This is a genomic window from Pantoea sp. JGM49 (assembly GCF_018257655.1).
GTDB lineage: Bacteria > Pseudomonadota > Gammaproteobacteria > Enterobacterales > Enterobacteriaceae > Pantoea > Pantoea communis.
In genome coordinates this window covers 229,272-241,591 of the sequence record NZ_JAERJM010000004.1, presented here as the reverse complement: position 1 = coordinate 241,591, position 12,320 = coordinate 229,272, and the positions used below count along the sequence as shown (strand labels likewise).

Here is a 12,320-nt window from a genome sequence, read left to right as displayed (position 1 = left end):
ATTACTTCACGCTAAACGCGTAACTTCCCTTGGTTTTGTGACCATCTACCGACAACACATGCCAGTTCACCTGGTAGTTGCCAGATGGCAGCGGTTTGCTGATCGGCACGATCAACTGATCATGCTGCTTGTCGTTGAGTTTGGCTTTTTCCACGGCCATCGGCTGATTCTGCGCATTGAGCACTTCAACACCGCTGAAGGCAGGCTCAACATCTTCAGTGAAGGTCAGCGTCAGATTTTGTGGCGAGCTGTCGATCACCGCTTTATCGGCGGGAACCGGCGTTTTCAGGTGAGCATGTGCCAGTGCAAACTGACTGAAGACCAACGTGGATGACGCCAGCAACAGCGCCACAACCGGGTTTAACGCAGTTTTCTTCATCACTTCTTCCCTTTGCCATGCGGCGCTCTGCCGCAAACGTGGCAGCAGGATACGCCGCTGGCAAAGACGTGTCGAGACTTGCGGTGCGATCCAATTTCCTTGATCCGTAAAGGGGAAACCATTACTTTTGCCCCTGTTTATCAGGAGAAATGCATGAGCCAAAACCTTGCCCTGTTGTCGCAGGAAGAGAAAGACAAAGTCAATGTCGATCTGGCCGCCGCAGGCGTGGCCTTTAAAGAGCGCTACAACATGCCCGTGATCGCGGAAATGGTCGAGCGCGAGCAGCCGGAAGCGCTGCGCGAGTGGTTCCGTCAGCGTTTGATGAGCTATCGCCAGGCATCGCTCAGCCTCTCTCGCCTGCCCTACGAACCCAAACAGAAGTAATTAACCTATGTTACGCGTTATCGATACCGAAACCTGTGGCCTGCAAGGCGGCGTGGTCGAAGTCGCGTCAGTGGATGTGATCGACGGACAGATCGTCAATCCGATGAGCGATTTGATTTGCCCGGACCGCCCTATCAGCCGTCAGGCGATGGCGGTGCATCGCATTACGGAAGCAATGGTCGCCGATAAGCCGACCATTGAAGAAGCGATTGGTCGCTATCATGGCAGCCCGCATTATGTGGCGCACAATGCCAGTTTTGATCGTCGTATGTTGCCGATCATGCCCGGTGAATGGATCTGCACCATGACGCTGGCGCGCCAGCTGTGGCCGGGCATTAAGTACGGAAACCAGGCACTGCGTCACAGCCTGAAGCTTGACGTTACGCCACCTGCTGAACTGCATGCGCACCGTGCGTTGTATGACTGCTATGTCACCGCTGCGCTGCTGATCCGCATCATGGAGACCTCCGGCTGGAGCGTCAGTGATATGGTCGGCCGCTGTCAGCCCGCAGAAGTCAGCGGCGATGTGTTCCCGTTTGGTAAATATCGCGGGCAAAGCATTGGCAGCATTGCGCGTAAAGATCCCGGCTACTTACGCTGGGTGCTGGAGAATGTGCGCGATTTGCGCCCACCGTTACGGCAGGCGCTGCGCAAGTACGTGAAAGTCGATCAATAATCGACGCGGTCTGGCAAGCTGCCCTGCGCCAGACCGATCAGGAAAGTAAACTCCTGCGCTACCCCTTCATAGGCTTTAAAACGCCCTGATTTACCACCGTGACCGGAATCCATCTCGGTACACAGCAGCAGCAGTGTATCGTTGGTTTTCAGCTCACGCAGTTTTGCTACCCACTTCGCCGGTTCCCAATACTGCACCTGGGAATCGTGCAATCCTGTCGTCACTAACAGATGCGGGTAGGCTTTCGCTTCGATGTTGTCATACGGGCTGTACTGGCGAATGATGTGGTAAAACTCTTCTTGCTCCGGGTTGCCCCACTCGTCATATTCGCCGGTGGTTAGTGGGATGGACGGGTCCAGCATGGTCGTCACCACATCGACAAACGGCACTTGCGCCACAACACCGTGGAACAGTTCGGGGGCAAGGTTCATCACACCGCCCATCAACAAGCCGCCCGCACTGCCGCCCATCGCATACAGCTGCTGCGGATTGCCGTAGCCTTTCGCCACCAGCGCCTGCGTCACATCAATGAAGTCGGTGAAGCTATTCATCTTCTTCTTCAGGCGACCATCGTCATACCACTGCTGCCCCAGTTCGCCACCGCCGCGCACATGGATAATGGCGTAAACAAAACCGCGTTCCAGCAAGCTAATGCGACTGGTGCCGAAACTGGCGTCCATGCTACTGCCGTAGGCACCATAGCCGTAAGCCAGCAGTGGATTACTGCCTGGTTTGAAATGCTTGCGGTGATAGACCAGCGACACCGGCACTTCAGTGCCATCACGCACCGTGATCCAGTGATGTTCGCTTTTGTAGTCGTCTGAGTTGAAGCCCGGCACCGGCGTCTGTTTCAACACCCGGCGATCGCCCGTCTCCATATTGAGCTCAAACAACGTGGTTGGCGTGGTCATGGATGAGTAGCCATAACGTAACGTGTCACTTTCCGGCGAAGGATTGTAGGCCAGCCAGGTGACGTAAGCCGGATCGTCAAAGGCGATCCCGATGCTTTCACCGCTTTCCCAGTTGATCTGACGCAGCGTGTTGACGCCGCGCTGGCGCTCTTCCACCACCAGCCAGTGGCGGAACAGTTGGAAATCCTCCAGCACCACGTTATCGCGTGCCGGAATCAACGCCTGCCAGCGGTTCTCGGCCAGCCATGCGCTGCGATACAGGCCAAAGTTTTTGCCGTCGCGATTCGAGCGAATATAGAACTGGTGATTGTAGTGATCGATGCTGTATTCGTGATCACGGCGACGTGGACAGAACACCTGCGGCTGCGCATCCGGATACTCGGCATCAATCAGCTGGATCTCACTGGTGGTGGTGCTGTACATCGCAATCAGGATGAAGTGCTCGGAGGTGGTTTTGTGCACGCTGAGATGGAAGCTCTCATCCTGCTCTTCATACACCAGCTGATCGTCTGATTGCGGATGACCTAACTCATGGCGCCACACCTGATAGGCGAGCAGCGTTTTCGGATGCTTACGCACGTAGTACAGCGTGCGCGAATCATTGGCCCACGCCACGCTGGAAGAAGCATTGCTTAGCACTTCCGGATACCAACTGCCACTCTCCAGGTTACGGAAACGGATGCCATACTGGCGGCGCGACAGAAAATCTTCCGCCAGCGCCATCACCTGGTTGTCGGGTGAGATCGCCAGTGCGCCCATGGTGTAGAAATCACTGTGAGAAGCTCGTTGATTACCGTCGATCAGCAATTGCCAGGGTTCATTCTCTGGTGCGCTAATCGGCTGACGAAAATAGAGCGGATACTCGTTCCCCACCTCATAGCGACTTTGATAGCGATAACCGTTTTTTACGTAGGGGACGGAGTGGTCCTGCGGTGGAATGCGGTCGACAATCTCTTTTAATACCCGTTCCTGCAAAGGATCTTGCGACGCCATCATCGCTTTACCGTACGCATTCTCGGCGTGCAGATGTGCCAGAATTTCTGGGTTTTCACGCTCGTCATCGCGCAGCCAATAGTAGTTATCGGTGCGCGATTCGCCGTGCAGATTCATGACGTGGGGGATTTTTTTCGCTTGTGGCTGATGCATTCTGGCTCCTTTCCCTGAAAGACAACATTCAGCAAGCGTGGCACTTATCACGCGGGAAGCCAAGCAGCAGCGCACAGGAAGTGTAACGAAAGGAGCGCTTTTTCATGCGCCCCCTCGTCAAGGGTGGTTAACGCAACAAATTAGCTGGAAAATCAGCGGGCAATTCACTGGCCGCACAGGCGATGACCTCATCATTATCGGCACCACAATCTCGCACCAGTGTGATGGTGGCAAATTCGTCGATCACTTCAGTGGGATAAGCTGGACCCGCTTCGCGATAACGATTCATTTCGTTGAGATGTTCATTCTGGAAGCAAACCGTCTGCTGCGGGTTGTTCATCACCCAGCGGGGGAAGAAGATCGTACCGTGAAATAATCTGTCTCCCAGATTCGCGATCAAACTGACGTCAGTGCCGGTGGGTTCAGTCCAGGAAACTTTGTAGACCTCTTGCGCGACTCGCACAATATAGGCGCGCTGGTCCTTAACCCAACGATTACCCACCATCCCGCTATGAATACGATAATCAACGGTGCTGGCATTTTTAATATACAGCTCATAGTTCCAGCCATTGTCATAGGTATAGATCAGGTGTTTGCCAACAAATCCAGCCAAATCATTTTTATCGAAGTTACTCATAATGTGTCTCCTTTGGTTTGAAGCCAGATTACGCCTTCACTTACCTGATGAATAACGCTATGTTTCGATAAAATTCATTCAAAATTTAGATGATATGCATAAATCAACGTTGGAACAGTGGAGCTTGTTAAATGAGGTGGTGCTGCGCGGCAGTTTCGCCAGCGCGGCTGAGTCGACACATCGCAGCCAGTCTTCGGTAAGCTATAACCTCGCCATGCTGCAAGAACGCCTTGAAGTCACCTTGCTGGAGACCAAAGGAAGGCGCACCGTGCTGACGCCTGCAGGCGAAAAGCTTCTGGCGCAGGTCAGGCCACTGTTGAAAGCTTTCTACGCGCTGGAAAGCACCGCCAGCGCTATGCGCAACGGAGAGCGCAGCCGCATCGAACTGATGGTGGATAGCATCTTGCCGCGCGAGCATTTGTTCAGTGTGCTGAGTGAATTCCAGCGTCTCTATCCAGGTACGCAGGTTAACGTCACCGAGGTGTTGGAAACGCAGATACCGGATAACAGCCAGGCGGATGTAATGGTATTGAGCCAGCGCCAGCCCGGGACAGGCCGGGGCGAATGGATGATGAATGTGGATTTCGTGGCTGTTGCGCACCATCAGCATGCGTTACATCAATTGAATGGTGCGGTTAGTGCTGAGCAGTTAGCTGAATATCCGCTGATCCGCATTGCCGATCATCAGCATTTTAGCGTACTGCAGGAGCACCATCAGGGAGAGATCTGGGCTTGTTCCACCATCGAGGCCGCAATTGAGGCGGTAATGCATCAGGTTGGTTATGGTTGGTTACCGGAGACCCGTATTCAGTCCGCCCTGGCGGCAGGAACATTGAAGATGCTGCCGCTGCAACAGGGCGTTCGTCGCGTAACAGCGCTGCATTTACTGATCAATAACGAGATCATTGTTATTGATGCACAGTTGCAAACACTGCTCGATCTGATGCGCAATAAAGCCTGGATATGATCCAGGCTTCAGCATCATTACGCCGCTTTCTCCGCCTGAATATCGCGCTGAATGCCGTCGCGCACATCCTGTGGGATCTTAAGGGCATCACCCAGTGCAGAGAGATAGCTGCGCTCCATAAAGTGATCCACATCGATGGCGGCACAGCTGAGGAAGTACAGTTCCAGCGCCTCTTCTTCGTTTTTCACATCGGCTGCCAGCCACAGTGGATCGAGTGGACGGTTCATCGCCTGCTGGATCAGCGTTTCCGCCTGTGAACCATAACCCGCCTGATGGATATTCTGCTCAATAGCGGCACGTTCGCGATCGTCAATATGACCATCGCTTTTGGCGGCAAACACTAACGCCGTCACCAAACGTTCAGCGCGCTGATCCACAGGTGTCTGCAACTGACCAAATTCCGGCTCATCCTGGTGCGTTTCACGCACACGCTGTTTGTATTTGTTCCATAGCACGGCGCCCGCTGCCGCACCGCCGCCGACCAGCAAGGCTTTGCCGCCATATTTGGTCAACAGGCTTCGTGTAGACTTGCTGGCCACCAGCAATCCCGCTAAACCACCCAGCGCGCCGGGTGCCAGCATATCGCTCAAACCACCGGCTTTGCCGTCGCCGCCCTTCTTCGCCAGCACCGACTGGATTTGCTGCAACCAATTGCTCATCGTTTAACTCCTGTTTAAGTTTCCGCGTTCCATGCTGCCGTAGCGAGTGTCAGGTAACGTCAGAGCGGGAAAAGTATGGCAAACCTGATGAAGGCGAATGCGTGAGTACGCAAACGTTTTCGTATATACTGCGCGCGCATTTTGACTGCTAAGGTGAAATTATGACGACTCTCGGAACCGCGCTGCGCCCTGCCGCAACGCGTGTGATGCTGTTAGGTTCAGGCGAATTGGGCAAAGAAGTGGCGCTGGAGTGTCAGCGTCTGGGTGTGGAAGTGATTGCCGTGGATCGTTATGCCGATGCCCCTGCGATGCACGTTGCACACCGTAGCCATGTGATCAATATGCTGGACGGTGATGCGCTGGCTGCGTTAATTGCGCTGGAGAAGCCGCACTTTGTGGTGCCAGAAATTGAAGCTATTGCCACTGAAAAACTGCTGGAACTGGAAGCACAAGGCCAGAAAGTGGTACCTACCGCGCGTGCTGCGCGCCTGACCATGAACCGCGAAGGTATTCGCCGTCTGGCGGCAGAAGAGTTGTCGTTACCGACTTCAACCTATCAGTTCGCTGACAGCAAAGAGAATTTCGTCGCAGCCGCCAATGAAATTGGTTTTCCGTGCATCGTTAAACCAGTAATGAGCTCATCGGGCAAAGGTCAGAGTTTCATCCGCGAAGCGAGCCAGCTGGATAAAGCCTGGGATTACGCGCAGCAAGGCGGACGTGCCGGTGCCGGTCGCGTGATCGTCGAAGGTGTGGTGAAATTTGATTTCGAAATCACCCTGCTGACCATCAGCGCAGTGGATGGCATCCATTTCTGCGCGCCGATTGGTCATCGTCAGGAAGATGGCGATTACCGTGAATCCTGGCAGCCACAGCAGATGACCGACCTGGCTCTGCAGCGTGCACAAGATATCGCCGCAAAAGTGGTGAAAGCCCTGGGCGGATACGGTCTGTTTGGCGTTGAGCTGTTTGTCTGCGGTGATGAGGTGGTGTTTAGCGAAGTCTCGCCACGCCCACACGATACCGGCATGGTGACGCTGATTTCTCAGGATCTGTCCGAGTTTGCTCTGCATGTGCGCGCGTTCCTCGGCTTGCCAATCGGTGGCATTCGCCAGTATGGCCCGGCGGCTTCGGCGGTGATTCTGCCACAGCTGGATAGCAACAATGTGCAGTTCGTGAACATCGAAGCGGCATTGGGTGCGGGACTGCAGTTGCGTCTGTTCGGCAAGCCAGAGATTGCTGGTCAACGTCGTCTGGGCGTAGCGCTGGCTACCGGTGACAATACCGATCAGGCGATTGCACGTGCCGTGGCGAGTGCCGCAGCCGTGAAAGTAGAGGGCTAATTCCCTCAGCTGCTGACAGCGAAAAAGGGCGGCCACCAGGCCGCCCTTTCAGTTCCAATGATTCGCACCCTGCCAGATGCGTTACTTCGCGCCTTCAACGGCTTCGCGAGCCAGACGCGTAATGCGATCCCAGTCGCCGCTTTCCAGCGCATCGTTCGGCACCAACCACGAACCACCAATACAGAGCACGCTTTTCAGCGCCAGGTAGTCACGATAGTTGGCCGGTGAGATACCGCCGGTTGGGCAGAAGCGCACCTGTGGGAAAGGACCGCCAATCGCTGACAGCGCTTTAACACCACCATTCGCCTCAGCCGGGAAGAACTTAAACTCACGCAGGCCATAATCCATACCCAACATCAGTTCAGAAACGGTGCTGATGCCCGGAATCAGTGGTACCGGACCTTCAACTGCGGCTTTTAGTAACGGCTCGGTCAGACCTGGGCTGATCACGAACTGCGCACCGGCATCAGTCACCTCTTTCAGCTGCTGGGTGTTAATCACTGTGCCCGCACCGACAATCGCTTCTGGCACTTCTTTGATCATCGCACGCAGCGCGTCCATCGCCACCGGCGTACGCAGCGTCACTTCCAGCACACGCACACCGCCGGCCACCAACGCTTTGGCCATCGGCACGGCGTGTTCCAGTTTATTCACCACGATCACCGGCACAACCGGGCCCGTAGTCATGATCTGTTCAGCTGTGGTTTTCCAGTTCTTCATCAGGTTTCCTTAGTGGCATCAGCCCGACTCGCATCCGGCTGTCAATGTTTGGGCTCTACCATACAAGATTGGCTGGAGCGGCGTCTATCGGATATCAAAAATTATTGAAACTCTGGTTCAATTTTAAGAAAAATGAATTTTGGGCACAAAAAAGCCCGCTCATTGGCGGGCTTAAATTTCAAGGCTTATTCAAACTCATTCCACGAACGGCCATCACGCGTAATCATCGCGACGGACGCCACCGGACCCCAGGTGCCAGCCTGGTATGGCTTAGGCGCTTCAGCATCGGCGTTCCATGCATCAATGATGGAATCCACCCAGCCCCACGCCGCTTCCACTTCGTCACGGCGTACAAACAGCGCCTGAATACCGCGCATGGTCTCCAGCAGCAGACGCTCATAGGCATCCGCCAAATGCGACTGGTTGAAGGTCTCGGAGTAGCTCAGATCCAGCTTGGTAGTCTGCAGTTTGTGCTTGTGATCCAGACCCGGCACTTTGTTCAGGATCTCGATATCCACCCCTTCGTCCGGCTGCAAACGAATGGTCAACTTGTTCTGCGGCAGTTCAGCATAAGAGTCTTTGAACAGGTTCATCTCTGGGTTCTTAAAGTACACCACAACCTCAGAGCATTTGGTCGGCAAGCGCTTACCGGTGCGCAGGTAGAACGGCACGCCCGCCCAGCGCCAGTTGTCGATATCAACACGGATCGCCACGAAGCTCTCGGTGGCGCTCTGCTTGTTCGCGCCCTCTTCTTCCAGATAGCCTGGTACTTTTTTGCCCTGCACGAAGCCGGCGGTGTACTGGCCACGCACGGTTTTTTCACGCACGTTGGTCTGGTCAATACGACGCAGCGAACGCAGCACCTTCACTTTCTCATCACGGATGGCATCCGCACTGAGATCGGATGGCGGTGACATGGCGATCATCGTGAGGATCTGCAACAGGTGGTTCTGGATCATGTCGCGCATCTGGCCAGCTTTATCGAAGTAACCCCAACGACCTTCGATACCCACCTCTTCCGCCACGGTAATCTGCACGTGATCGATGGTACGGTTATCCCAGTTATTCACGAAGATAGAGTTGGCGAAACGCAGAGCCAGCAGGTTCAGTACCGTCTCTTTACCGAGATAGTGGTCAATACGGAACACCTGGCTCTCTTCGAAGTACTTGCCAACGCTGTCATTGATCTCTTGCGAGGTCTCGAGCGAGGTGCCGAGCGGCTTCTCCATCACCACGCGCGCCGGTTTAGCATTCAGCTTGGCGGCGCCCAGTCCATCGCAAATGGCGCCAAAGGTGCTCGGCGGCATGGCGAAGTAGTTGATGGTGACACGATCTTTCTGGTCAAGCATCTTGCCCAGTTTGGTGAAATGCGAGGTGTCGTTAACGTCGAGGTTGCAGAAATCGAGACGGCTGCTGAGTTTATCCCACAGCGCTTCGTCGATTTTCTCCTTCATGAAGGTTTCCAGCGCTTCACGCACCACTTTGGTGTACGCGTCTTTGTCCCACTCCGCGCGCCCCACGCCGATGATGCGTGTGGTGTCGTGAATCTGACCGGCTTTCTCCAGCTGATACAGTGAAGGCAACAGTTTCCGGCGAGCAAGATCGCCTTTGGCACCGAAAATAACCAGATCGCATGCCTGGGCTGTTTGTGTTACCGCCATTTTCCTCTCCTCGTTGCAGGATATACCCGGTTTGAGCGTCCTCATCATCCCAGGTCCTTATTGTAATTTTCTTACAGCACAATGTACTTTTTTCCCCGCATCGGAACAACCCAGACGCGGTGTGGCATTAGCCATTACTTTGAACATGATGGCGAACAAAGGTGTGTTGTGGTGTGCGCTTTTCACGCTTTTTCTGTTTCGATGTTTGTCGGGATAAAACCCGGCAACGATCAAAGTATGACAAAAAAAACGCGCTTACATTTGTCCGCTGCTGCGTGCGAGGGTGTATTACACGGTATATTGTTGTGAATTGGCAGCGTTTTATCAGGTGATGAACGCGACGAAAGTGATTGAGGCGCATCGGGTTAACGACATGCTGGAACATATTCAGGCGCAACTTAACGCGCTTAGCAAATCAGAACGGAAAGTGGCAGAACAGATTCTGGCCGCTCCGCAGCAGGCAATGCACTCCAGCATCGCCACCCTCGCCCGCGCCGCCGACGTTAGCGAACCGACAGTGAATCGCTTCTGCCATCGTATGGGCACGCGCGGCTTCCCCGACTTCAAGTTACGCCTGGCGCAAAGTCTGGCGAAGACCCCGAACTGGGTCAGCCGCGATGTGGAAGAAGATGACAGCGTTGAAAGTTACAGCCACAAGATTTTTGATTCCGCCCTCGCCGGCTTAAGTCATGTGCGCCAACAACTGGATCTTCAGGTCATTGATCAAGCGGTTCTAGCCCTGACTCAGGCCCAAAAAATCGCCTTTTTTGGTCTCGGCGCCTCTGCGGTTGTGGCGCACGACGCGACCAATAAATTCCTGCGCTTTAATCTGCCGGTCATCTGGTCAGAGGATATTGTGATCCAGCGCATGAGTTGCATAAATAGTGGACCAAATGACGTTTTTGTTCTCATATCACATACTGGTCGAACCAAAAATATGATAGAACTGGCTCGCCTGGCGCGTGTAAACGCTTCCACAGTACTGGCTATCACCTCTCCGGGTTCACCCCTTGCGGCAGAAGCAACCCTCGCACTGACGCTCGATGTACCTGAAGATACGGATATCTACCTGCCGATGGTTTCCCGCCTTGCGCAATTAACCGTGGTTGATGTTTTGGCGACAGGTTTTACCCTTGAGCGTGGCGCGGCTTTCCGCGAAAACCTGAAACGGGTGAAAGAAGCGCTCAAAGATTCGCGCCTGGAAAAGCGGTTGCAGTAAAATAATTAACATCACATTCACAATGTGAGTCGAATCACAGCCCATCGATCATATAGAATATGCGATTACACCGTGTCCCCTTGAGAGTGACACGAACCTTTGTCAACGGAGTCCTTCATGTCAAGACGTCTCAGAAGAACCAAGATCGTAACTACCCTCGGCCCAGCCACCGATCGCGACAATAACCTCGAAAAAATCATCGCGGCGGGCGCGAACGTGGTGCGACTCAATTTCTCCCACGGTACCCCGGAAGACCACCAGATGCGCGCCAACAAGGTGCGTGAGATTGCCGCTAAGCTTGGCCGTCACGTGGCGATTCTGGGCGACCTGCAAGGTCCAAAAATTCGTGTTTCCACCTTCAAAGAAGGCAAAGTCTTCCTGAATGTCGGCGATCGCTTCCTGCTGGATGCGGATATGGGCAAAGGCGAAGGTGATAAAGAGAAAGTCGGTATCGACTACAAAGGTCTGCCAGAAGACGTGGTGCCGGGCGACATCCTGCTGCTGGATGATGGTCGTGTACAGTTGAAGGTGCTGGAAGTTCAGGGTGTGAAAGTCTTCACCGAAGTCACCGTCGGCGGCCCGCTCTCCAACAATAAAGGCATCAATAAACTCGGCGGCGGTTTGTCTGCCGAAGCGCTGACGGAGAAAGATAAAGTCGATATCATTACCGCCGCGAAAATCGGCGTGGATTACCTGGCCGTGTCATTCCCGCGAAATGGTGAAGACATGAACTACGCTCGCCGACTGGCGCGCGATGCAGGTTGTGAAGCCAAACTGGTGGCCAAAGTCGAACGTGCAGAAGCCGTTGCGTCTCAGGAAGCGATGGATGATATCATTCTCGCCTCTGACGTGGTGATGGTCGCGCGTGGCGACCTCGGCGTTGAAATTGGCGATCCAGAACTGGTAGGGATCCAGAAGGCGTTGATTCGTCGTGCGCGTCAGCTGAACCGTACCATCATCACCGCCACGCAGATGATGGAGTCGATGATCACCAACCCGATGCCAACCCGTGCTGAAGTGATGGACGTGGCGAACGCCGTGCTGGATGGTACCGATGCCGTGATGCTGTCAGCAGAAACCGCTGCCGGTCAGTATCCAGCGGAGACCGTGTCAGCGATGGCGAAAGTGTGTCTCGGTGCGGAAAAAATCCCAAGCGTCAACGTGTCTAAGCACCGTCTTGAAGTGCAGTTCGACAACGTGGAAGAAGCGATTGCGATGTCCGCGATGTATGCAGCCAACCACCTGCAGGGGGTTTCTGCCATCATCACCATGACCGAATCGGGCCGTACTGCGCTGATGACGTCACGTATCACTTCTGGCCTGCCGATCTTCGCTATGTCACGTCACGAACGTACATTGAACCTGACTGCGCTGTATCGCGGCGTGACACCGGTTTACTTCGACAGCAACAATGATGGTGTAGCCGCCGCGCATGATGCAGTGAACCTGCTGCGCGACAAAGGTTTCCTCGTCTCGGGCGACCTGGTGATTGTCACCCAGGGCGACGTGATGGCAACCACCGGCACCACCAACACCAGCCGTGTTCTGCGCGTAGACTAAACGCTCACGCACCACTCACAGCGGCTGTAACAACATGGATAAACGCGACTGCCTGGCAGTC

At 54.5% G+C, this 12,320-nt stretch carries 12 protein-coding genes; 6 read left to right on the top strand and 6 right to left on the bottom strand.

Features of this window, described 5'->3' with window-relative positions; all coding sequences use genetic code 11:
• Position 1: 1 nt before the first annotated feature.
• On the bottom strand, positions 2-379 hold the full coding sequence (gene copC, locus JK231_RS09225; protein WP_211728419.1) for a copper homeostasis periplasmic binding protein CopC: 378 nt from the start codon (positions 377-379) through the stop codon (positions 2-4).
• Positions 380-532: 153 nt separating this feature from the next.
• On the opposite strand from copC, the gene JK231_RS09220 reads away from it, so the two are divergent.
• Together JK231_RS09220 and exoX are read left to right on the top strand one after the other, a co-directional pair.
• Entirely contained in the window at positions 533-763 is a 231-nt protein-coding gene (locus JK231_RS09220; RefSeq protein ID WP_034828680.1) for a DNA polymerase III subunit theta, read from the top strand.
• 7 nt (positions 764-770) lie between these two features.
• Complete coding sequence (gene exoX / locus JK231_RS09215; protein ID WP_038646533.1) at positions 771-1,439, top strand: exodeoxyribonuclease X; 669 nt, start codon at positions 771-773, stop codon at positions 1,437-1,439.
• On the opposite strand, the gene JK231_RS09210 is transcribed toward exoX, so the two are convergent.
• Entirely contained in the window at positions 1,433-3,496 is a 2,064-nt protein-coding gene (locus JK231_RS09210; protein ID WP_211728418.1) for a prolyl oligopeptidase family serine peptidase, read from the bottom strand. The two genes, exoX and JK231_RS09210, sit on opposite strands and share 7 nt — an antisense overlap.
• Before the next feature lie 127 nt (positions 3,497-3,623).
• Positions 3,624-4,136: a phenolic acid decarboxylase gene (locus tag JK231_RS09205; RefSeq protein WP_160832844.1), complete on the bottom strand. Its 513-nt coding sequence runs from the start codon at positions 4,134-4,136 to the stop codon at positions 3,624-3,626.
• Positions 4,137-4,227: 91 nt separating this feature from the next.
• Between JK231_RS09205 and JK231_RS09200 the strand changes: the two genes are divergently transcribed.
• Complete coding sequence (locus JK231_RS09200) at positions 4,228-5,100, top strand: LysR family transcriptional regulator (protein ID WP_211728417.1); 873 nt, start codon at positions 4,228-4,230, stop codon at positions 5,098-5,100.
• A 17-nt stretch (positions 5,101-5,117) separates the two neighbouring features.
• On the opposite strand, the gene JK231_RS09195 is transcribed toward JK231_RS09200, so the two are convergent.
• Positions 5,118-5,759 carry a DUF533 domain-containing protein gene (locus tag JK231_RS09195; protein ID WP_211728416.1) on the bottom strand — a complete coding sequence of 214 codons (642 nt, stop codon included), beginning with the start codon at positions 5,757-5,759 and terminating at the stop codon, positions 5,118-5,120.
• Positions 5,760-5,920: 161 nt separating this feature from the next.
• On the opposite strand from JK231_RS09195, the gene purT reads away from it, so the two are divergent.
• Positions 5,921-7,099: a formate-dependent phosphoribosylglycinamide formyltransferase gene (purT, locus tag JK231_RS09190; protein WP_097116859.1), complete on the top strand. Its 1,179-nt coding sequence runs from the start codon at positions 5,921-5,923 to the stop codon at positions 7,097-7,099.
• Between the two features lie 81 nt (positions 7,100-7,180).
• Here the strand turns inward: purT and JK231_RS09185 are convergent, their stop codons facing one another.
• Together JK231_RS09185 and zwf are read right to left on the bottom strand one after the other, a co-directional pair.
• Positions 7,181-7,819: a bifunctional 4-hydroxy-2-oxoglutarate aldolase/2-dehydro-3-deoxy-phosphogluconate aldolase gene (locus JK231_RS09185; protein WP_034828669.1), complete on the bottom strand. Its 639-nt coding sequence runs from the start codon at positions 7,817-7,819 to the stop codon at positions 7,181-7,183.
• Positions 7,820-8,004: 185 nt separating this feature from the next.
• The gene (zwf, locus tag JK231_RS09180) at positions 8,005-9,480 is read right to left on the bottom strand and encodes a glucose-6-phosphate dehydrogenase (RefSeq protein ID WP_034828667.1); all 1,476 of its coding nucleotides are present in this window, start codon (positions 9,478-9,480) and stop codon (positions 8,005-8,007) included.
• A 373-nt stretch (positions 9,481-9,853) separates the two neighbouring features.
• On the opposite strand from zwf, the gene JK231_RS09175 reads away from it, so the two are divergent.
• Both JK231_RS09175 and pyk read left to right on the top strand, forming a co-directional pair.
• Positions 9,854-10,699 carry a MurR/RpiR family transcriptional regulator gene (locus JK231_RS09175; protein WP_211728474.1) on the top strand — a complete coding sequence of 282 codons (846 nt, stop codon included), beginning with the start codon at positions 9,854-9,856 and terminating at the stop codon, positions 10,697-10,699.
• Positions 10,700-10,816: 117 nt separating this feature from the next.
• Positions 10,817-12,259 carry a pyruvate kinase gene (gene pyk / locus JK231_RS09170; RefSeq protein ID WP_211728415.1) on the top strand — a complete coding sequence of 481 codons (1,443 nt, stop codon included), beginning with the start codon at positions 10,817-10,819 and terminating at the stop codon, positions 12,257-12,259.
• The last annotated feature ends 61 nt before the right edge of the window (positions 12,260-12,320 follow it).

What these genes read in the sequence shown, in the direction of transcription:
- zwf (WP_034828667.1), bottom strand. Translation starts at nt 9,480, where the DNA reads ATGGCGGTAACACAAACAGCCCAGGCATGCGATCTGGTTATTTTCGGT.
- JK231_RS09200 (WP_211728417.1), top strand. Translation starts at nt 4,228, where the DNA reads ATGCATAAATCAACGTTGGAACAGTGGAGCTTGTTAAATGAGGTGGTG.
- pyk (WP_211728415.1), top strand. Translation starts at nt 10,817, where the DNA reads ATGTCAAGACGTCTCAGAAGAACCAAGATCGTAACTACCCTCGGCCCA.
- copC (WP_211728419.1), bottom strand. Translation starts at nt 379, where the DNA reads ATGAAGAAAACTGCGTTAAACCCGGTTGTGGCGCTGTTGCTGGCGTCA.
- JK231_RS09195 (WP_211728416.1), bottom strand. Translation starts at nt 5,759, where the DNA reads ATGAGCAATTGGTTGCAGCAAATCCAGTCGGTGCTGGCGAAGAAGGGC.
- exoX (WP_038646533.1), top strand. Translation starts at nt 771, where the DNA reads ATGTTACGCGTTATCGATACCGAAACCTGTGGCCTGCAAGGCGGCGTG.
- JK231_RS09175 (WP_211728474.1), top strand. Translation starts at nt 9,854, where the DNA reads ATGCTGGAACATATTCAGGCGCAACTTAACGCGCTTAGCAAATCAGAA.
- purT (WP_097116859.1), top strand. Translation starts at nt 5,921, where the DNA reads ATGACGACTCTCGGAACCGCGCTGCGCCCTGCCGCAACGCGTGTGATG.
- JK231_RS09210 (WP_211728418.1), bottom strand. Translation starts at nt 3,496, where the DNA reads ATGCATCAGCCACAAGCGAAAAAAATCCCCCACGTCATGAATCTGCAC.
- JK231_RS09185 (WP_034828669.1), bottom strand. Translation starts at nt 7,819, where the DNA reads ATGAAGAACTGGAAAACCACAGCTGAACAGATCATGACTACGGGCCCG.
- JK231_RS09220 (WP_034828680.1), top strand. Translation starts at nt 533, where the DNA reads ATGAGCCAAAACCTTGCCCTGTTGTCGCAGGAAGAGAAAGACAAAGTC.